Annotated in this window: 14 protein-coding genes and 3 riboswitches; of the genes, 10 read left to right on the top strand and 4 right to left on the bottom strand. The window is 72.0% G+C overall.

What is annotated here, in order from left to right; genetic code table 11:
• Positions 1-231: 231 nt before the first annotated feature.
• The 3 genes from K8556_RS32290 to K8556_RS32280 all read right to left on the bottom strand — a co-directional run bounded on the left by K8556_RS32290 (position 232) and on the right by K8556_RS32280 (position 1619).
• Positions 232-789, bottom strand: coding sequence for a MarR family winged helix-turn-helix transcriptional regulator (locus K8556_RS32290; RefSeq protein ID WP_223743954.1), 558 nt, complete (start codon positions 787-789; stop codon positions 232-234).
• A 234-nt stretch (positions 790-1023) separates the two neighbouring features.
• Entirely contained in the window at positions 1024-1377 is a 354-nt protein-coding gene (locus K8556_RS32285) for a helix-hairpin-helix domain-containing protein (protein ID WP_223743953.1), read from the bottom strand.
• Positions 1374-1619, bottom strand: coding sequence for a hypothetical protein (locus K8556_RS32280; protein ID WP_223743964.1), 246 nt, complete (start codon positions 1617-1619; stop codon positions 1374-1376). The genes K8556_RS32285 and K8556_RS32280 overlap by 4 nt, the downstream gene beginning before the upstream one ends.
• 331 nt (positions 1620-1950) lie before the next feature.
• Here K8556_RS32280 and K8556_RS32275 point away from each other — a divergent pair, with 331 nt between their 5' ends.
• Entirely contained in the window at positions 1951-3168 is a 1218-nt protein-coding gene (locus tag K8556_RS32275) for a YhcG family protein (RefSeq protein WP_255652662.1), read from the top strand.
• On the opposite strand, the gene K8556_RS32270 is transcribed toward K8556_RS32275, so the two are convergent.
• Positions 3131-4201 (bottom strand): hypothetical protein, encoded by a 1071-nt coding sequence (locus tag K8556_RS32270; protein ID WP_223743952.1) that lies wholly within the window; start codon positions 4199-4201, stop codon positions 3131-3133. The two genes, K8556_RS32275 and K8556_RS32270, sit on opposite strands and share 38 nt — an antisense overlap.
• A 91-nt stretch (positions 4202-4292) precedes the next feature.
• Positions 4293-4528: riboswitch (cobalamin riboswitch) on the top strand.
• A 48-nt stretch (positions 4529-4576) separates the two neighbouring features.
• Here K8556_RS32270 and K8556_RS32265 point away from each other — a divergent pair.
• From K8556_RS32265 to K8556_RS32225, 9 genes are all read left to right on the top strand, one after another.
• On the top strand, positions 4577-6571 hold the full coding sequence (locus tag K8556_RS32265) for a TonB-dependent siderophore receptor (RefSeq protein ID WP_223743951.1): 1995 nt from the start codon (positions 4577-4579) through the stop codon (positions 6569-6571).
• Complete coding sequence (locus tag K8556_RS32260; protein WP_223743950.1) at positions 6552-8159, top strand: MXAN_6577-like cysteine-rich protein; 1608 nt, start codon at positions 6552-6554, stop codon at positions 8157-8159. The genes K8556_RS32265 and K8556_RS32260 overlap by 20 nt, the downstream gene beginning before the upstream one ends.
• A 43-nt stretch (positions 8160-8202) precedes the next feature.
• Positions 8203-8426, top strand: a riboswitch (cobalamin riboswitch).
• Between the two features lie 155 nt (positions 8427-8581).
• Positions 8582-10087, top strand: a complete 1506-nt coding sequence (locus tag K8556_RS32255; protein WP_223743949.1) for a hypothetical protein — start codon at positions 8582-8584, stop codon at positions 10085-10087.
• A gap of 8 nt (positions 10088-10095) precedes the next feature.
• A complete protein-coding gene (locus tag K8556_RS32250; RefSeq protein WP_223743948.1) occupies positions 10096-10773 on the top strand; it encodes a cell surface protein in 678 nt (225 codons plus the stop codon).
• Positions 10774-10916: 143 nt separating this feature from the next.
• Positions 10917-11234 (top strand): DUF4177 domain-containing protein, encoded by a 318-nt coding sequence (locus tag K8556_RS32245; protein ID WP_223743947.1) that lies wholly within the window; start codon positions 10917-10919, stop codon positions 11232-11234.
• A 19-nt stretch (positions 11235-11253) separates the two neighbouring features.
• Positions 11254-11414, top strand: a riboswitch (cobalamin riboswitch).
• Positions 11415-11584: 170 nt separating this feature from the next.
• Positions 11585-12886, top strand: a complete 1302-nt coding sequence (locus K8556_RS32240; protein WP_223743946.1) for a hypothetical protein — start codon at positions 11585-11587, stop codon at positions 12884-12886.
• On the top strand, positions 12886-13653 hold the full coding sequence (locus K8556_RS32235) for a cell surface protein (RefSeq protein WP_223743945.1): 768 nt from the start codon (positions 12886-12888) through the stop codon (positions 13651-13653). Before K8556_RS32240 ends, K8556_RS32235 begins: the two co-directional genes overlap by 1 nt.
• A gap of 260 nt (positions 13654-13913) precedes the next feature.
• Positions 13914-15608 carry an FHA domain-containing protein gene (locus K8556_RS32230; RefSeq protein WP_223743962.1) on the top strand — a complete coding sequence of 565 codons (1695 nt, stop codon included), beginning with the start codon at positions 13914-13916 and terminating at the stop codon, positions 15606-15608.
• Between the two features lie 85 nt (positions 15609-15693).
• Positions 15694-19584, top strand: a complete 3891-nt coding sequence (locus K8556_RS32225; RefSeq protein ID WP_223743944.1) for a protein kinase — start codon at positions 15694-15696, stop codon at positions 19582-19584.
• Positions 19585-19615: the final 31 nt, after the last annotated feature.

The following is a 19615-nucleotide window of genomic DNA, read 5'->3' as shown; positions in this document are numbered from 1 at the left end:
GGCTTGTCCGCTCGTCGGTCGCGAGCCAACCCCGGGCGGGGCGGGCTATTTCCCAATTGTGGCGCACTCCCGCCGTCTTCGCGCGAGCATCGCCGGGGCGGAGGACAGAAAGGCGGGCGCCTGTGTCCGCCGCACGAAGGAGGGGTGGACAGCAGGGTTCTGGGGACAACGCGGAAGGGGGACCCGGGCCCTCCCCGCCCGGTGGGGACGGTGGGAGGGCAGGGGGGGCGCTCAGCCTTCGGCGGGAGGCGTGGGGCGGGGCTGCGCGTCTTCCAGGGGCGCGGAGAGTCCGCCCAGCTCCTCGGCGAGCGCCTTGAGCACCTCCTGGGTGAAGACGATGCGGTCGCGGGGCAGGCGGGCGAGCACGCGCTGCACGGCGGACTCGACGGTGCCCTCGGACGGGATGTCCAGCGCGCGGCCGGCGTCGGTGAGCGCGAAGAGGGCCTTGCGGCCATCGAGCGGATCCGACTTGCGCTCCAGCAGGCCGCGCTTCTCCAGGCGCTTGAGCACGCCGGTGAGCGTGCTGGGGTGCACGTGGAGGATGTTGGCGAGCGTGCCAGCGGTGATGCCCGGGAAGCGGCCGACCAGCCGGATGACCAGCCGCTGCGGGCCGGTGAGCCCCAGCGTGGACTCCATCCGCTTGGACGTGGACTGGAGGCCATGGTCCACGGCCCACAGCAGGCGCATGAACTCCAGCACCTCACCCAACTGCTGCTGATGCTGCTGCGAACCCCGGGACCTGCTGCCCTCCGGGCCTGGTATCGACTCCGGGGCTTGTGTGTCCTTCATGGGCGCATCCTCCCTCACCTCCGGCCTCCCTGTCTTTCCGTTGTGTTCCAAAGGTGGGCGTGTCCTAGCGCGTCGGCCTGGGCGTTCCAGCAAAATCCGGAAGGGGTGCTCCCAGGTGGACGGGGCCGCCCGGCTGGAGGCCTGGGGAGGCAACGGAAGGCCGCCATCCCGGGGCATGCCGGGACCTGGGGATGGCGGCCCTCCTGAGCCTGACTCAACCGATGGTTGTATTTGTCATGGGTTCGTGACGCTGGCCTCCCTTCCCGGCGGCGACCCGGCGGGGACCTGCTCCTTCTTGAGCGTCGTGGGGCCGGTGAGGGCCAGGTGGGCCCTCAGCTTGAGGAACTTCTTCTTGCCGAAGCCCTTGACCCGGACCAGCTCCTCGACGCGACCGAAGGGCCGCTTCTTGCGGTGCTCGAGGATGCGCTGCGCCGCCTTCTCACCCACGCCCGGCAGCAGGTCCAGCTCCGCCGCCGTGGCCTCGTTCAGGTTGACCACCCCCACGTATTGCATGCGCGGGCTGGCGGCCTCCGCACGCCCCGGCCCCATCAGCACGCAGCCCAACACCCAGGCCCAGGCCCACCTCACGAGTGGCCCCCGACGCCCGCCTCCAGCGAGGGCTCGCCGCCGCCGAAGCGACTGCCGGCCGCCGAGTCGCGCTTCTCCGCGGCCTCGCGCACGTGCAGCTTCCCGTCCAGGGGCAGCACGTCCAGCAGGACGTTGAGCGAACCGTCCTTGTTGACGAACGCGCTGCCCGCGCGCACCCAGATGCTCCCGCCCTTGCCCTCGCGGATGGAGAACACCGCCAACCGCTTCCCCGCCATCAGCATCGACACGCTTCCCCCTTCAGAATCCCGCGCCACCACGGCCCGGGCACCTCGCTGGCTCGACCGCCTGAGGTCGCGTCCGGGCTTGAGCAGCCCGCGTGCCAGCGGCGTGCGCCTCTGAAGCGGAGTCAGCGCACCGTGCGGCGGCGCGCGCGGCGTCCACGCGCGGGGATGGGCGCGGATGCTCCAGTGGGCGTCTTGAGGGGTAAGAGTCGGGACCTGCTGAGGACACCCCGGCTTCTGGACTCGCATCAGGCGCAGCGGCACCACTGCTGCATGGCGTTGGAACCATGAACCTTCCACCCCCCGCTGCGACACCTTTCCAGGAACCGCCATGATGATGTCGCGCAAGAAGGGAGGCAGCACCGCGGGCACGCCTGTACTCTCGCGAGAGCTATTTGGGGGCGCGCCCAGCGACCAGGAGGTTTCGATGCTCGTTCAAGACCTCAGCTCGATGATCGAGGATGCTCGTCAGCAAGTCGCGGTCACCGCGAACGCCATGTTGACGAAGCTGTACTGGCAAATGGGGCGTCGCGTTCTCACCGAAGTGACAGGTGGGCAGCGCGCGGAATACGGCGGCCAGATTGTCTCCGCGGTGGGGAGACAATTGGAGACCCGCTACGGACGTGGCTTCGGCGAGAAGAACTTGCGCCGGATGGTCCAGTTCGCCACCGTTTTTCCCGACCCGCAGATTGTCGCAGCACTGCTGCGACAATTGGGGTGGACCCACTTCACCCTGTTGATTCCACTCAACGACCCGCTGAAGCGCGAGTTCTACGCCGAGATGTGCCGCGTCGAACGGTGGAGTACGCGCGAGCTTCGCCAGAAGATCGACAGCATGCTCTTCGAGCGCACGGCTCTCTCCAAGAAGCCGGAGGAGCTCATTCGTGATGAACTCGCGTCTTTACGTGAGAAGGGGGAACTCACGCCCGCGCTCGTGTTCCAAGACCCGTACATGCTCGATTTCCTCGAACTCTCCGACACCTATAGCGAGAGGGATCTCGAGTCAGCCATCCTCCGTGAGATCGAGCGCTTTCTCCTGGAGCTTGGCGTGGGCTTCGCCTTCGTCGAGCGACAGAAGCGCCTCACGCTCGACGGCGATGACTACTACCTCGACCTGCTCTTCTTCCATCGGCGCATGCAGAGGCTCGTCGCCATCGAGCTCAAGATCGGCGACTTCAAGCCCTCGGACTCCGGTCAGATGGAGCTCTACTTGCGGTGGCTCGATCGACATGAGCGCCAGCCTGCCGAGCAGGCTCCGCTCGGCATCATCCTGTGCGCGGGCAAGAAGCGCGAGACGGTCGAGTACCTCGATCTCGACGCACGAGGAATCCATGTCGCTGAGTACCTGACGGAGCTGCCTCCGCGTGAGGTCCTCCAGGAACGTCTCCACCGTGCGATCGAGTCCGCACGTGCGAGGCTCGAAATCAGGACAGGAGGCGACGTGGGCGTTGCTTCGAGCAGGCGGGTCGCGACGATTCGTGGGTCGAAGCGGAAGCCCAGAGGACGGGAAGTCATCGTGCGCGGCGTCCGACCGCGTCGAAGCCCCTAGCGCAGCTCCGGCCGTTCCAGAGCCGGAGCGTGGCGAGCAGGCCCAGCACCGTCAAACCTCCTCCCGCCTGGGTGCAGCCCTTCTTGGAGTCGCCTGGCACGGGAGACGGATCCTCGTCCACGGTCCCTGCGTCATCGCCAGCCCAGGGTCCTCCGTCCGCGCATTGGGCCCGTGGGTGGCCTTCCGCGAGCGCGCCCCTCGCCGAGCAGCTCAGCTCGAAGTCCACGCTCACCGGGGGGAGTGTGAGGTTCGCGTGCTCCAGCGTCGCCTTGAGCGTGGCCCGGTGACGGCCCTGCTTGAGGCCGCCTTCTGGCGGCATACGGCAGCTCGGGTAGCCGCAGAACGTGTAGAGGAAGAGCAATTGCCGGATGTTTTCAGCGCGATACGACTCGACGGTGTCCTCACCCGTGGAGTTCAGCACGCCGTGCTTCGCGGACGACCACGGCTCGCCGTCCACCTCCAGCGTCCAATGCACCCACGGCAGGAATGGCACCAGCTCCGGCGACGGCGTGAAGCGCAGCGTGGTGGAGGTCCCCATCTCCTCCCAGGCGCCACACGTCGAGTCCCCGTACACGTGGAAATATCCCCAGCCCGGCGTGTCGGCCGTCAGGGTGCCGATATTCGTGGGCAGGGGCAGGGCTGGACCGGCGGTGAAGGTCACGGACCGGGTCTGGGGCCCCTGGCGTTCACAGGTCCCCTTGGCCTCGATGCGGTACGGGGTGCCCGGCTCCAGCGGTGCGTCCGGGACCAGGACCTGGGTCTCGTGCGCGCCCGCCGTGACGGTCGCGGGCACCGGCGTTCCATCCGGCAGCAGCAGCCGGACGGTGGATGGATCCACGCTCTCCCGCAGCGGCGGTATCGCCACCAGCCCGGGGACGTTCGCGGGCACCACGCCGCCGTCCCCGGGGAGAGGGAAGCGCACTCCCTGCTCGCAGTCGGGCGCGATGCAGGTGCGCGCTGGCGTGGGCGCGAGCATGCCCACTCCCACGAGGAACATCCCCACCGTGCTCCAGCTCCAGGCGTTTGCGTTCATGTCCCCTTGGACACCCGCGCCCGTGGGAGTGGGACATCACTCACGGGCAGCGCCCACGGGCCGTGCCTTGACGCGCCTGGGGTGACCTCCTAGAACGGCCGGGCCCTTGGGTGCCCATGCCGGGCCTTCAAGAGGGAAGCCGGTGCGAGTCCGGCGCGGTCCCGCCACTGTGAACGGGTTGCCCTGAGGTCCAGGGCCGGAAGCCTCGGCTGTCACCACTTTCGCTCCCGCGAAGGGAAGGTGGAGGGTTCCTTCCAGAAGGGCGCAGCGTGCGCCCAGGTCTGGAGCCTGTCAGCCAGGAGACCTGCCCAGGGGTGCGGCAGCGGTGCTGCCGTGAGGCCTTCTCTCTTCGACGGAGGGAGCGGAAGGCGGAGCATGTGGCGCTCGCTTCTCGCCCGGACCGTCGTCGGTCTGGCGCTCGGCTTCCAGGCACAGGCCCTCGCCGGGCAGGAGACGCCTGCGCCCGAGGATGGCGAGACCCCCCTCCCTGAGTTCGTCCTCCCCACCGTGGAGGTCATCGGCAGGGAGGTCCCCGAAGCCCCCGCCGACTCCGCCCGGCGCCGCGACCCCACCGGCGCCATCACCGTCATCGACGTCCGCGAGCGCGCGGGCGAAGCGCGCGACACCGCGGAGCTGCTCGGCGGATCCGCGAGCCTCGTCGTGCAGGACTCCGGCGGGTACGGACAGAGCAAGAGCCTGGTGGTTCGCGGCGCGTCGTCCAATGGCGTGCTCGTGTTCCTGGACGGCATCCCGCTCAACGGCGCGGGCGGCGTCGCGGACCTGTCGCTCATCCCCGTCGCGCTGCTGGAGCGGATGGAGATCCTCCGCGGCGCGGCCGGTGCCCGCTACGGCGCGGGCGGCCTGGGCGGCGCGGTCAACCTCGTCACCCGCGCGCCCTCGTCACGGCTCCTCTCCAGCGGCGAGGTCACCTACGGCAGCTTCGACACCGTGATGGCCCACGTCGCCGCGTCGGGCGCGCTGCTCGAAGGTCAGGCGCTGGTGCTGCTGCATGGCGGGCGCTCCCAGGGCGACTTCAGCTACCGCGTGGACGAGCTGCCCGCGCTGGACGACAACCCGCTCACGCAGGAGGTGCGCACGCGCAATGACGCGCGCGGTGGCGGTGCGCTCCTGAAGTACCGCCAGGGGCTGGACGGCGGCGGGCGCGTGGACGTGCTGGCGGAGCTGTCGCTGGAGGACCGCGCGCTCGCGGGCACCGTGCAGAACCCCGCCGAGTCCCGCCGCCAGGACCAGACGCGCCTGTCGCTGGGCGCTCGCTGGGCAAGGCCCTTCGGTGACACGGGCGAGGGCAGTGCTCGCGGCTTCTTCCGTCGCGACTGGCTGGACGTCACCGGCGGCACCACGGGCGTGGACTCTGGCGCGCAGCACTACACCGTGGGCGGCGTGGAGGTGGAGGGGCGCGCGGTGCTGGGCCGCAACGCGCTCGCCGTCACGCTGGCCAGCTCATCGGAGTCCGTCACGCAGGCCGTGGGCGGCCAGGCCGCGTCGTGGTGGCGCGCGAGCGTCATGGCCATGGACTCGCTGTCCCTGTTCTCCGAGCGCCTGAAGCTGGTGCCTTCGGTGCGCGTGGAGCGCGTGGGGCACTACTCGCTGCTGTCGCCCAAGCTGGGCGCGAGCGTGGACCTGGGCCATGGCTTCGGCGTGCGCGCCAACGCGGGCCAGTCCCACCGCGCGCCGTCGTTCCTGGAGCTCTACATCCGGCAGGGCCTGCTGCTGCCCAACCCGGAGCTCAAGCCCGAGCGCGCCCTGTCCGTGGACGCCGCGGCCCTGTGGCACGACGCGCACTGGAGCGCCAGCGCGGGCGGCTTCGCGGCGGTCTACGAGAACCTCATCGCCTACGAGCTGTACCCGCCGAATCTCGCGAAGCCCTACAACTTCGCCGCCGCGCGCGTGTGGGGCGCGGAGGTGGAGCTGGAGGCCCGGCCTCGCGCGTGGCTCACCGCGACCAGCAGCTACGCGTGGACCCGCACGCAGAACCGCTACGGCGACCCCCGCTACTTCGGCAAGGAGCTGCCGTACCGCCCTCGCCACAAGTGGGTGGGCCGGCTGCGCGTGGGGCCGGACTGGCTCAACGGCCGCACGGAGGTCCTCGTCCAGTCCGCGCAGTTGATCAACCGCGTGGGCGAGGCGCGCCTGTCCCTGCCTTCACGCACCTGGGTGAGCGTGGGGGCCTCCAGCACCTTCCTGCGCCGCCCGGACCTCACCGTGTCGTTCGACGTGAAGAACCTGCTCGATGCGCGGACCGCCGACTACACCGGCATGCCGCTGCCCGGCCGCGCCGCGTACGTGACGCTCTCCGTGGCGCTCGACCCTGCCCCCTCCGAGGACTCCCATGTCGCGTCCCCTCCTTGATGCGCGGCTCGCGCTGCTGCTGTCGGCCGTGGCGGCGGCGCTCCTCACCGGCTGCCCGGAGGAGAAGGTCCTGTGCACCTCCGGCCTGAGCGTCTGCGGCGCCGAATGCGTGGACCTCCAGGGCGACCCGTCGCACTGCGGCGCGTGTGGCACCGCGTGCGGCGCGGGGGAGACGTGTCAGGCGGGCGTGTGCGGATGCCAGCCGGGCACGCAGACGTGTGGTGAGGCGTGCGTCGCGCTCGCGAGCGACCCGCTGAACTGTGGCGCTTGCGGCGCCGCGTGTCCGTCCGGCCAGGTCTGCCAGGCCGGCACCTGCCGCGAGGGATGCTCCGACGGCGCGGAGCGGTGCGGGGACAGTTGCGTGGTGCTCGCGAGCGACCCGCTGAACTGCGGCGCTTGCGGCGCGGTGTGCCCGGACGTGCAGTCGTGCCACTCGGGCTGGTGCATGTATGACGTGGTGGCGGCCTGCTTCACCAACGGACAGCTCGTGGGCATCCAGGCGGGCACGGACCGGATGGGGCCCCGGCGGCAGTTCGGCTCGGGCGTGCAGGCGCTGGCGGCGTGGGATGGCGTGGTGCTGGCGGCGGACGCGGCGCGCTCGGTGCTGTCACAGGCTCCCGCGGGGGCGCTGGGGACGGTGGCGGAGGAGGACTCGCTGGGCGCGGTGGCGGCTTCGCCCAATGACATCCTCGTGGACCCTCCGTATGTGTATGTCCTCGACTCGGCGAACAACACGCTCCAGGTGCTCAAGCGGGAGGGGGCCGCGCAGGGCGGGGGGCTGGGACTGCGCACGGTGGGGCAGGTGAACCTGGGCGCGAACACCAGCCCGCAGGTCATCGCGAAGCGCGGCGACACGTTCTACATCCCGCTGTTCGGCACGGCCGGCTCCGACTTCAAGCAGGGCAACGCCGTGGCTCGCGTCAGCGTGAGGGACCCGGAGAAGCCCCGGCTCGTGGACACCGTTCCGCTCACCGGTCTGGACCTGAAGTCCTTCGACGGCGGGACGACGATGGCGCTTCCCTACGCGGCGGTGTCCGTGGACGCGGGCGTGTACGTGGCGCTCACCAACCTGAACCCCGCGAATGACTACCTGCCCAACGGGCCCGGGATGCTCGCGCGCATCGACCCGGCGGACGGTGGGGTGCACGCCATCGACCTGGGCGCGAAGGACTGCCTCAACGCGGGCGACGTGCAGGCGGTGGGCGACCAGTTGGTGGTGAGCTGCCTGGGCGAGGCGGTATTCGACACCGCGGGCGGCTACCGCGCCAAGGCCGTGCGGGCCACGGGGCTGGTGCTGGTGAAGGATGACCGGCCCGTGGCGTCGTATGCGCTGTCGCCGGGCTGCACCGGAGGGCCGGAGAGCGGCTGCGACCTCGCGGTGGGAGGGCGGCTCGCGGTGGTGGGCAATGCCGTGTACGTCACGGACGTGAACGCGGGCCGCGTGTTCGTGGTGGAGGTGCGTGACGGCCAGCTCGTCGAGCGGCGCGGCAACTCCACGCCGCAGGCGGCGGGCCCGGCGCTGGATGCGTGTCCGGTGGATCCCCGGCGCGGCATCTCCAATGCCATCGACATCGTCGCGGTGCCGTGAGGCATTGGCCCTGCTTGTATTGACAAGCCTTGCTGTCCGCCATACTCCAGCGCCCGTCGTTGGTACGCCGCATCCGCAGGGTGCGGCGTTTAAAGGGAACCCGGTGTGAATCCGGGACTGCCCCGCAGCGGTGAGCAGGAACGAACGCCGTCCTCGCAAGCACTGGCCCGTGAGTGGGCTGGGAAGCGACGGCCAGTAGGTGGGTGACCCGATGAGGGCCTCCCGCGCCTGTGAGTCCGAAGACCTGCCACGACCCATGCCTCCGGGCATGGCCAGACCGGAGCCTCCGAGGGGAGGTGACGGAGGTCTTCCGCTCGCGCGGCGTGTCGTGTCCTGACGTGTCCCCCGTGCGCGGTCCGCTCTCCGTCCATGCCCCTTGGATTCACCTCGCCCGTGGGGGCGATGCAAGGGAGCAGTCGCGGATGAAGACAGAGCGGATGTTGACGGGGCGGGGACTCCAGGGCTTCGCGTGGGCGCTGACGACCCTCGCGATGGCGCTGACCAGCGCGGGCTGCGGCGATGCGTGCGTCGATGATTTCGACTGCCGCGACCAGGGCGCCGCTCCCGCGGGACAGCGCTTCGCCTGCGTTGAGAGCAAGTGCGAGCTGACGTCCGTCACCGTGCCGGATGCCGGCACGGAGGCCGATGCCGGTGCGAGCACCGACGCGGGCACGGGCAGCGACGCCGGTACGACGGCGGATGCTGGAACGACCGACGATGCCGGAACGGGCAGCGACGCCGGTACGACGGCGGATGCTGGAGCGACCGACGATGCTGGCACGAGCGCGGATGCGGGCACGGGCAGCGACGCAGGTACGAGCACCGATGCTGGCACAGGCGCCGACGCTGGTACGACGACGGATGCTGGAACGGACACCGACGCGGGCACGGGCACCGATGCAGGCTCGGATCCGTGCGCGGCCGCGACCTACGACCCGAAGCTGGGCACGCTCCAGCTCCAGGCGGGCTTCGTGGCCGGTGAGGCCGCGTCGCTTCCTTCCGCCGCGGGCCCGGTGGGCGTGACGCCCGGTCCCACGTATTCGCTCTACACGGTGGTGTCGGACGGCTCCTCCGGCCCTCATGCGCTGTACTCGCTGGGCACGTGGCCGCAGGTGTCGCTGGGCGCGGCGCCGCTGTTCGACGTGGCCGCTCCCTCCGACCGGAGCCCCTCCACCTCGCTCTTCCTCAGCCCCTTCGTGGAGACGGATGGCCAGCACGTCCTCACCGGCTACACGAAGTCCGGCGGAGGCTTCCCGGGCTCCGTGGGCGTGTATGACGTCGCCGTGCCCGCCAGCTCCATCTACGTCTCCGCGCCGAGCAACTTCTCCGCGGGCGTCGTCCCGGGCGCGTTCCTCATCAACGGCGGTGGGCTCGACACGGTGTCGGCCGGTCTGGGCGTCTACGCGTTGAAGACGGACAGCTCGCCGTTCACCGCGCTGAAGGTGGGCACGCTCCCGCCGGAGACGGGCGGCAGCGGCTTCACCGCCGTGTCCACCCACGGCGTCGCGATGATCGGCTACTTCTCCGACGACACCTTCCTCAACGAGGGCCGCGCGGTGGCCCCGGCGGCCATCACCGAGGCGCTCAGGTCCGGCACGCCGTTCGCCGTGGCGGATGCGCCCGCGCTCGACGTGGGCTCCAACTTCGTCGCCGCCTCGGGCCACGGCGAGGGCGTGTCCGTGCTCCGCGGCGACTACGTCCCGCCCGACTACAACTTCGCCGGCACGGACGTCTCGCGCTTCGCCTTCACCGTGACGGACGCCGGCGCGACCGTGACCGTCGGCGCCCGCCAGCCGGTGCTCGTCTACGCGGACCAGTGCACGCGCGTGACTGGCCTGACCGCCATCGGTCCGGACCTGCTCGTCGGCGTCGATGACAAGAACGGTGCGCGCCTGGTCCGCATCCAGCAGGCCCCTCAGCTCCGGTGAGCGCGCCCATGAACAAGACCCTTCTTCCCAGGTCGTTCGCGCTGGGCTTCACCGCGCTCCTCTCCGTGGCGTGCGGCGGCGAGGACTTGCGGGACTCCCTCCAGGACCAGCCGCTGGTGGGTGACCCGTTCGCGGACCGCGTCGTGTCCTTCGCTCCGGGCGCGGGCGCCGGGTTCGGTCAGGGCCTGCTGCCGGGCATCGTGCTGGGCGCGCCGAAAGGGGATGGCGCGTCGTCGGGCTCGCTGGACGTGCTGTCGCTCGGGAGCAACGGCGTCATCGTGCTGGAGTTCACGGACATCGCCGTCACGGACGGGCCGGGCGTGGACCTGCTCGTCTTCGAGAACGCGTTCATCAAGCCCTCCGGCAAGCCGTTCGCGGAGACGGGCGTGGTGGCCGTCAGCGACGACGGCGTCACGTGGCACGAGTTCCCGTGCGCGTCCTCCGACGTGGCGAACAACTTCCCGGGCTGCGCGGGCGTCACGCCCGTGTACTCGCATCCCGACAATGGCATCCCGGCCACGGACCCGGCCGTGGCGGGAGGGGACGGCTTCGACCTGGCGGCCGTGGGCCTCACCCGCGCGCGCTTCGTGCGCATCCGCGACTCGGGCGCCAACGGCTACGCGGGCACCAGCGGCGGCTTCGACCTGGATGCCGTCGCCGTGGTGAACGGCGTGCAGCTTCCGTAGTCGCGCACGAGCACCGGGGCCGTTCTCCAGCGGACGGTCCCGGTGGCCTCGCGCGTCCATACGGCGAGTCCGGACCGCTGGAGGCTTCCGGGGTGGGGGTGGCGGCATTAGATGCCCGCTGTCCCTCCCCCGGGTGCGCATCCATGAACCGTCGTTCCGCCTCACTCCTCGTGCTGCTGGGCGTCCTGCTCGGCGCGGCCGCTCCGTTCCTTCTCCCCTCGGCGGTCTGGGCGCAGACGTCCCGCGCGGCGCCGCGGAAGGAAGTGCCGCCGCCCGCGCCTCCGCCGCCACCGGCGTACGAGTACACCTTCGTCAAGCGCGAGAGCCCGGACGAGGACCTCGTGGAGCTCCAGCGGCTGGGGGGCGAGGGCTGGCGCGTGGTGTCCACCGTCGTCGTGGACGGCAGCACGCGGCGCTACGTGTTGATGCGCGACCGACGCGCCGAACCCACGCCGCATTGACTTTGCCCCGGGGTCGCCATAGTCCCGCCCCGTCATCGATGCCTTCACGCCATGGGGCGTGAGGGCTTCCAGGGAACCCGGTGTGAGTCCGGGACTGCCCCGCAGCGGTAAGCAGGAACAGCGTTCGCACGAACACCGTTTCAGCGAGTCCGAAGACCTGGCGACGACCCGGCGTCCTCCCCACGGAGGGCCCGGCGACAGACCGGAACCTCCGCGGGGAGCTGACGGCGAAGGCAGGCCTCCAGGGCGCGGCACGCGCCTGGCGGTCCGGTGCCTTGCGTCCGCGCAGCCTCCCGCCAGGGCAACGCCTTTTTCCGCCTCCGGGCGGGAAGGCCAGGAGCGAGGACGCGATGCGGACCGACATGAAGCGGATGGGCACGAAGGGCCAGCGCGCGGCGTGGATGGGCGCCCTGCTGGCGGTGGTGCTGGGCGGCACGGGCTGCGGCAGTGAGTGCGTGGACACCTTCGACTGCCGCGACAAGGGCACGCCCGCGGAGGGCAAGGCCTGGGCCTGTGTCGCGGAGACGTGCACCCAGGTCACCGTCGACATCGAAGAGGTCGACGCGGGCACCGACGCGGGGACGGGCTCCGACGCGGGCACGGAGCCCGACGGTGGCACCGGCACGGACGCGGGCACGGATGGCGGGACGGTCGCTTGCGCCCCGCTGCCTCGCGAGCAGGTGCTGGGCACGCTCCAGCTCCAGTCGGGCTTCAGCGTCGCGGAGTCCGCGGAGCTGTCCCCGGAGGTGGTCGCGGTGGTGTCCACGCCCGGCCCCACGCACTCCCTCTTCGGCTTGCGCACGACGGCCACGGGCCGCGACTTCTTCGCGCTGGGGACCTGGCCGGACGTGACGCTGGGCACCGCCGCGCTCGACACGGTGCTCGCGCCCGCGGACCGCGCCAGCGCGGCCGACACCTACCCGTCCTACTTCCTGGCCTATGACGGCACGCGCCTGCTCGCGGGCTACACGAAGTCCGGCGCGGGCTTCCCGGGCTCCGTCGCGGTGGTGGATCCGTCCGGGCGCGACGCGGCGCTCTACCTCAACGCGCCGGGCAACTACACCGCCGCGGGCACGACGGACGCGTTCTTCGTCAATGGCGGCGGCCTGGACACGGTGACGGACGGCCTGGGCGTCTACGCGCTGGTGACCTCCGCCAAGCCCTACGTCGCCGTGAAGGTGGCGGACTTCCCGGCGCAGGTGGGCGGCAGCGGCTTCACCGCCGTCGCGGACAACGGCATCGCGGTGTTCGGCTACTCGGAGCCGGACACGTACGTGAACGTGGCCTACGCCGTGTCCAGCACCAAGCTGGGCGAGGCGCTGGCGTCGCGCACGCCGGTGGTGCTCACGAACGAGCCGAAGGTGGACGTGGGCTCCGACTTCAACGCCGCCGCCAGCTTCGGCAACGGCGTGGCCCTGGCGCGCGGCGCCTACGGCGCCACGGGCTTCGGCGTCACCGACGTGTCGCGCTTCTCGCTCACGCCCGGCCTGGGCGGCGGTCAGCCCATCAGCGTGGGCACGCGCGTGGCGGTGCTCAACGCCGCGGACGCGTGCACGTCCGTGGACCTGCTGTCGTCCCTGGGCGCGGACCTGCTCGTGGGCGTGAAGGACGTCAACGGCCGCCGCCTCGTGCGCATCCGGCAGGGCCCGTGATGAAGCGTCCCTTGCTCGCGCTCGGCGCGCTGCTGGCCCTGGGCGCGTGCTCGGGCGACTCCGAGGACGCCCCGCCGCCTTCGGGCGAAATCGTGGATGCCGGCACCCTCGCGGATGCCGGCGTCTCCGATGCCGGGACGGACTTCGACGCGGGGACGGATGCCGGCGCCGACGCGGGCTCGCGGCCGGTGGATCCGTTCGCGGACCGGGTGACGGCGTACACGCTCGGCGACTCGGCGGGCTTCGGGCAGGACCGCCTCCCGGACGTCGTGCTCGGGCCTCCCGTGGGCGCGGGCCAGTACACCGGCTCGCTCGACGTGCTGTCGCTGGGGCGGGGCGGCTCCATCACCCTGGAGTTCACCGACCTGTTCGCGGTGGATGGCCCGGGCGTGGACCTGCTCGTCTTCGAGAACGCCTTCCAGAAGGTGGGCGGCGACATCTTCGCGGAGCCGGCCCAGGTGTCCGTCAGCGACGACGGCGTCACCTGGTTCGACTTCCCGTGCGCCGCCACCGACAAGGACGGCGGCTTCCCGGGCTGCGCCGGCACGCACCCGGTGCACTCGGCTCCGGACAACGGCGTGTCCGCCACCGACCCGGCCGTGGCGGGCGGAGACGGCTTCGACCTGGCGGACGTGGGACTCCACCGCGCGCGCTTCGTGCGGATCACCGACACGGGGCTCAACAGCTACGGCGGCACGTCCGGCGGCTTCGACCTGGACGCGCTGGCGGTGGTGAACGGCCAGCTCCCTGACGGCGGCGTGCCGTGAACACGCGCGCCCCACCTGCCTCCTGAAGCCGGGGAGGCGGGTGGGACGTGCTCCGGGGCCCCCGCGTTCCGCACGCTGCGCGTGGGTGACGCCCCGTCCATCCACCGCCCCAGGTGAACTCCGACCCCGGCATCCGGCGGGACCCCCGGGTATGACGCGACGCGAGAGGGCTGCCGGGGACTCGGCTGGACGCCCGTCCTCCACGGGAAAGCGTCTCGGACTCTCGGAAGATTGGGAGGTCGTGTAATGTCTTGCGCCCGATGTGGCAGATCATCATCAACGGGCCCGGCTACTTCGACACGTCGTACGACCTGCCGGAGGGCGTCACCAGCCTCGGCCGGGCGGACGAGAACGACATCGTGCTGGGCGGCGACCTGGTGTCGCGCCGGCACGCGCGGCTCTACGTCGAAGGTGACGTGCTGCGCATCGAGGACCTGGGCAGCCGCAACGGCAGCCGGGTGAACGGTTCGCCGCTCCAGGGCAGCAAGCACCTGAACGCGGGCGACACCGTGGCGCTGGGGGAGAACACCCTGGCGGTGCGCCAGCCGCACACGGTGGAGAACGCCGCCACGGAGATGATGGACCTGGGCGCGGGCGGCGTCGTGCGCTTCGGGCACGGCACGGACGTGGGCCCGTCCGTGCTCATGGCCAAGAACGTCAAGGACGCGGACGTGCTGCGCCTGCTGGACAACGTGGGGCCGCTGCCGTTCGACGACGCGTTCTCCGGTCCCTCGCCCGTGCCCGCGGGCTCCGCGATCGCCAGCCCGCGCGTGTCCTATGAGACGCTGGTGCTGCTGGTGCACGCCGCGGAGGCGCTGGCCACCGCGCGCACGCTGACCGCGTTCCTGGAGTCCGCGATGGACCGGCTCCTGGAGCGCACCGACGCCACCACGGCGGTGGTGCTGCTCAAGCACGCCACCGGGCCGCTGGTGCCCGCGGCGGTGCGCCACCGGGGGCGGCTCGCGAAGGGCGAAGTGCCCGTGTCGGACGCCATCGTGGACGAGGCCCTCCGCCAGGGCCGCGCGATCGCGGTGGGCGACGTGAAGGACGACCGCCGCTTCGCCGGACGCGAGAGCGTCATCATGTACGGCGTGGACCGCGTGCTGTGCATCCCCATCGGGACGGAGCCCCCGTTCGCGGGCGTGCTCTACGTCAACGTGTCCGGCGGGGGCGACACCAGCCTGGAGCTGATGCTGGATGCGTGCACCGCGGTGGCGCACCTGGTGGCCAGCGGCGTGCAGCGCTTCGCCGTGCGCGACGGCTCCAGCACGGACCGGATGCGGCGCAACCTGGAGCGCTACCACTCGCCGGAGGTGGCCGAGCGCCGCGCCGCCGAGGCCCAGCGCACGGGCGGCAAGCTGCCGGGCCTGGAGGAGAAGAACCTCACCGTGCTGCACGCGGAGCTGGCGGACTTCGGCGCCGTCATTGGCCGGCTGGGCGCGGCGCGGGCCACGCAGCTTCTCAACGACTTCCACGCGCGCATGAGCGGCATCGTCTTCAGCTTCGAGGCCACCGTCGAAGGCTTCCTGGGCGAGTCCATGCGCGCGCTCTTCGGCGTGCCCTACGCCAAGGGTGACGACGCGGTCCGCGCGGTGCGCGCGGCGCTGGCCCTGCGCGCGGACTGGGAGCGGGGCATGGCCCGCCGTCCCCAGGACGAGCGGTGCGACCTGCGCATCGCGCTGCACTCCACCAAGGCGCTGGTGGGGATGATCGGCACCGAGTCCCGCACGGAGTACAGCGCCGTGGGGGAGGGCATGGGCGTGGCGGGCTGGCTGGCCTCCACCGCGGCGCCCGGCCAGGTGCTGATGACGGGCAAGCTGCTGGCGGCCACCGGGGCCCGCTTCGACGTGATGCCCCTGGGCGAGCGGGTGGTGCGGCCGCCTCGCGACAAGGTGGCGGTTTTCGAGGTGATTGAAGAGGACATGGGCATGCTGACCAACCCCGGTATCCGGTGAGGCGGCCGGCCCGGCCGGTTGACGGGTTGAAGCGGGCCCCCTGCCCGGGGTTCAATGCGGTTTCCGTGGTGGACCCCCGCACCGCATGAACTCTTCGAACCAGCCCGCCCGATTGCGGCCCTTCCGGCCGCAACCCTTCGGCCGGTACACGCTCCTGTCGCACCTGGCCACCGGCGGCATGGGGGAGATCTACCTCGCCCGCCTGGAGGGCGCGCAGGGCTTCGAGAAGCTGTGCGTCATCAAGAAGATCCTCCCGCAGTTCGCGGAGGACCAGGACTTCGTCGACCGCTTCGTGGGGGAGGCGCGCACGCTGGTGCGGCTGGGGCACGGCTCCATCGCGCAGGTGCTGGACATGGGCGTGCACGAGGGCGAGGCCTACATGGCCCTCGAGTACGTGGACGGCAAGGACCTGCGCAAGGTGGCCGCGCGCGTGCGGGACCGGCAGACGCCGCTGCCGCTGACCTTCGTGCTGTATGTGATGGGCCGGGTGCTGGACGCGCTGGCGTACGCGCACCGCAAGCGGGACGAGGAAGAGAAGGAGCTGAAGCTCGTCCACCGGGACATCTCGCCGCAGAACATCCTCATCTCCTACGAGGGGGAGGTGAAGGTCATCGACTTCGGGCTGGCGAAGAGCCGGCTGTCTGCGGCGAAGACGAACCCCAGCATCATCCTGGGCAAGTTCCTCTACATGTCGCCCGAGCAGGCCCGGCACCAGCCGGTGGACCGCCGCAGCGACCTGTACGCGGTGGGCCTGTGTCTCTACGAGCTCATCTCCGGCAAGAACCCCTTCGACGCGCTGCCCCCGGGCGAGTTGATGTCCGCGGTGGCGAACCCGAAGGTGGCGCCGCTCAGCGAGGTGGAGCCGCTGACGCCGCCGACGGTGTCGCAGTTGGTGGCGAAGGCGCTGGCGGTGGAGCCGGGCCAGCGCTTCCAGACGGCGGAGGACTTCCGGGTGCGTCTTCAGGCGTGCCTGATGGAGATCGACACCAGCGCGGGACCGGAGAGCGTCAGCAAGTTCATGCGCGACCTGTTCTCCGCGGACTACCAGTCCGAGCGCCGCCTGCTGTCGTCCCTGCGCGAGGTGTCGCGCGACGTGCGCGGCAGCGGCACGTACGAGTCGCTGAGCCCCGCGCCGCGCCCGACGATGCAGGCGCCCGCGCTGCCGCCCAAGACCATCCGCCTGGATGGTCCGGTGGAGCCCCTGTCCTTCCACCCCACGCCCCGGAGCCGCGAGGACGGCGGCGGCGCGCGCGACGACGGTGAGACGCGCCCCGGCGTGGTGGTGGACGAGTCCACGCGCCCCGCGTTCCCGGTGGAGGCGCTGGAGGAGGCGGCCCGCGCGAAGATGCGGCCCAGCCCCGCGTCGTCGGAGCCGTCGCCCACGGTGGAGGTCCGCCAGGACGCGATGGAGCGGCCCACCATCCTGGAGGGGCTGCCTGCCATCCGCACCGCGGCGGAGCGCGCGTTGGAGGCGCAGGCCCCGCTGACGGGCGAGCCCACCGCGCCCCGGGCGGACGCGCTGGCGGCCTCCGAACCGCAGGCGGAGCCCACCGCGCCGCGCGCCACGTCGTTGCCGTACGCGGATCCGGGGTTGCCGTCGCGTGACGCGCCGCCGGTGCCGGACGTGCCGGTGTCGCGGCCGTACGCGGACGCGGGAGGGCGGGGCGCTTCGCTGCCCTTCTCCGACTCGGTGGGCCCGCGGGGTGTGCCGCCTCCGCCGATGGCCGTGCGGCCCGCGGATGGGCCCGTGCCCTTCGTGCCGGCGGATGCGTCGCGGCCGGTGGCGCCTCCGCCGATGCCTTCCTTCGACTCCGGACCGGGGCGGTTCGAATCGGCGGGTGAGTCGCTGCCGTTCATGGAGCCGCCGCCACCGCCGGACGACCCGTTCGACGACGAGGAGCTCCCCGAGAGCGACTATCCGTGGCCGGAGCCCCTCCCCGAGGGGGGCCGCTCCGCGGGAGCCGAGCTGCGCGCCGCGGAGGCGCGCATCCCGGAAGGTCAGCGCCCCACCGCCGCGATGCCGTCCCTGGCGTCGGCGCGCCCGGGAGTGACGACGCCGTCGAACGGCAGCCGCCCCGCGCCGTCGTCCCCGTTCGATGCGGCTCGCGAGTCGGAGCCCCTGCCGAGCTACGAGCCGGTGCGCGCGTCCGAGTCGTCGCATGGTTTCGATTCGCCACGGGCGTCCGAGTCGTCGCGCGGCTTCGATGCGCCCCGCGCGTCGGAGTCGTCGCATGGTTTCGATGCGCCACGGGCGTCCGAGTCGTCGCGTGGCTTCGATGCGCCCCGGGGGACCGAGTCGTCCCGTGGCTTCGATGCGCCCCGCGCGTCCGATCCGTCCCGCAGTCTCGATGCGCCCCGGGGGGCCGAGTCGTCTCGCGGCCTTGATGCGTCTCGTGCTTCCGAGCCGTCCCGCAGCTTCGATGCGCCACGGGCGTCCGAGTCGTCGCGTGGCTTCGATGCGTCGGAGTCGTCGCGCGGCTTCGATTCGCCCCGGGGGGCCGATGCGTCTCGCGGCTTCGATGCGCCCCGTGCCTCCGAGCCCGCGCGTGCCGTGGAGGCGCGCATCCCGGAAGGCCAGCGCCCCACGGCCGCGATGCCGTCGCTGCCGTCCTCTCGCCCTGGCGTGACGACGCCGTCGAATGGGAGCCGGCCGGTGCCGGCGCAGGTGCCGCTGCCGTCGCACGCGGCGCCCACCATCCAGGTGCCCTCCATCCAGTCCTCCGGCCCTTCACTCTCCTTCGACGCCGAAGCGGACTCGCTCGACTCCGAGCCGCTCGACGCCGGCCCGGCTCCCCGGCCCACGATGCAGGACACGCGGCCTTCGGAGGACCTGGTCTCGGTGGATGTCCGCGCCCTGGAGGCGGACTCCAGCGTGCCGTACATCTCCGCGGAGCCGGACGACGCCCTGGTCGCGCGCGAGGGCGACGCGGACACGCACCCGCGCATCCCCATGCCCCGTGGCTCGCGCCGCGAGGAGCCCCAGGCCCGCGTCGTGCTGGACGAGGCGCTGCTGCGCGAGACCTCCTCATCCACCAGCAAGCGCGAGGCGGACACCGGCCCCACCGCTCCGTCCCGGGGCCGCACGGGCTCCCGGCGCGCCGTGCGCGGTTCGTCGCCAGGTACGCCGCCCCCGCGCTCCAGCACCGCGTCGAGCATGCGCGCCGTCACCCGCACCCCCGCGCCCGCCGCGGATCCGGACGAGTCGTCCACCGCGCGCGCCACGCGCGACGACGCGACCCGGCGCAAGGCCATGCCGGTGCGGCCGGAGCCTTCGGAGCCGCCGCGCGCCTCACGGCGTGAGCCCGCGCCGGTCCGCAAGGGCGGTGGGCTGCGCTCCGCGCTGATGTTCACCCTGCTGATGGTCGTCGCGCTGTCCATCGTGGGCGCGGGGCTCTACTTCGTCCCCGAACTGCGCGTGGCCGTGGGCCTGGAGCAGTCGCGCACGTTGACGCCGCCTCCGCCCACCCCGGTGCAGCAGCCTCCCACGCGGCCCGCGCGCGGGCGTCCGCCCCAGGACACGCCTCCCGCCCAGGACGTGGCCACGGCGCCCACCCCCGCTTCGGCCGAGTCCACGTCGCCGTCCGCCGAGTCCGCGCAGGCCCCCACCGGGCCGGACACCGCGGAGCTGGATCCGGACGGCCTGCTCTCCCCGACCGCGCCAGCGGGAGGCACGGCCGCTCCCGCCGCGAAGAAGGCGGCGCCGCCCCGCCCCGGAAAGCGCCCCCCCGCCCCGGTCCGCGCTCCCGTCAAGGAGAGCAGCCTCCCCCCGGAGCTGGAGAAGGAATGGACGCAGACGAAGGCGCTCTTCCGGACGCTCAAGAACAACCACGGCTGCGAAGCCATGTCGATGCAGTGCACCCTGTTCGACAAGCTGGCGGACGACTTCATCGTGGGCGGCAGTGAGACGCCGACCCTCAAGCAGGTGAAGGACCTGCACGAACAACTGAAGGTCGTAAAGCGCCGCCAGGACTACTAGGCGCCCGCGAGGACGCCTTCGCCAGGGGCGT

This window comes from Corallococcus sp. AS-1-12, from assembly GCF_020036995.1.
In the GTDB taxonomy this organism is placed as follows: domain Bacteria; phylum Myxococcota; class Myxococcia; order Myxococcales; family Myxococcaceae; genus Corallococcus.
Note: the sequence above shows the minus strand (reverse complement) of the source record. Positions and strands in the feature narration are given on the sequence as shown.

What these genes read in the sequence shown, in the direction of transcription:
- K8556_RS32290 (WP_223743954.1), bottom strand. Translation starts at nt 789, where the DNA reads ATGAAGGACACACAAGCCCCGGAGTCGATACCAGGCCCGGAGGGCAGC.
- K8556_RS32280 (WP_223743964.1), bottom strand. Translation starts at nt 1,619, where the DNA reads ATGCTGATGGCGGGGAAGCGGTTGGCGGTGTTCTCCATCCGCGAGGGC.
- K8556_RS32275 (WP_255652662.1), top strand. Translation starts at nt 1,951, where the DNA reads ATGATGATGTCGCGCAAGAAGGGAGGCAGCACCGCGGGCACGCCTGTA.
- K8556_RS32270 (WP_223743952.1), bottom strand. Translation starts at nt 4,201, where the DNA reads ATGAACGCAAACGCCTGGAGCTGGAGCACGGTGGGGATGTTCCTCGTG.
- K8556_RS32265 (WP_223743951.1), top strand. Translation starts at nt 4,577, where the DNA reads ATGTGGCGCTCGCTTCTCGCCCGGACCGTCGTCGGTCTGGCGCTCGGC.
- K8556_RS32260 (WP_223743950.1), top strand. Translation starts at nt 6,552, where the DNA reads ATGTCGCGTCCCCTCCTTGATGCGCGGCTCGCGCTGCTGCTGTCGGCC.
- K8556_RS32255 (WP_223743949.1), top strand. Translation starts at nt 8,582, where the DNA reads ATGAAGACAGAGCGGATGTTGACGGGGCGGGGACTCCAGGGCTTCGCG.
- K8556_RS32250 (WP_223743948.1), top strand. Translation starts at nt 10,096, where the DNA reads ATGAACAAGACCCTTCTTCCCAGGTCGTTCGCGCTGGGCTTCACCGCG.
- K8556_RS32245 (WP_223743947.1), top strand. Translation starts at nt 10,917, where the DNA reads ATGAACCGTCGTTCCGCCTCACTCCTCGTGCTGCTGGGCGTCCTGCTC.
- K8556_RS32240 (WP_223743946.1), top strand. Translation starts at nt 11,585, where the DNA reads ATGCGGACCGACATGAAGCGGATGGGCACGAAGGGCCAGCGCGCGGCG.
- K8556_RS32235 (WP_223743945.1), top strand. Translation starts at nt 12,886, where the DNA reads ATGAAGCGTCCCTTGCTCGCGCTCGGCGCGCTGCTGGCCCTGGGCGCG.
- K8556_RS32230 (WP_223743962.1), top strand. Translation starts at nt 13,914, where the DNA reads ATGTGGCAGATCATCATCAACGGGCCCGGCTACTTCGACACGTCGTAC.
- K8556_RS32225 (WP_223743944.1), top strand. Translation starts at nt 15,694, where the DNA reads ATGAACTCTTCGAACCAGCCCGCCCGATTGCGGCCCTTCCGGCCGCAA.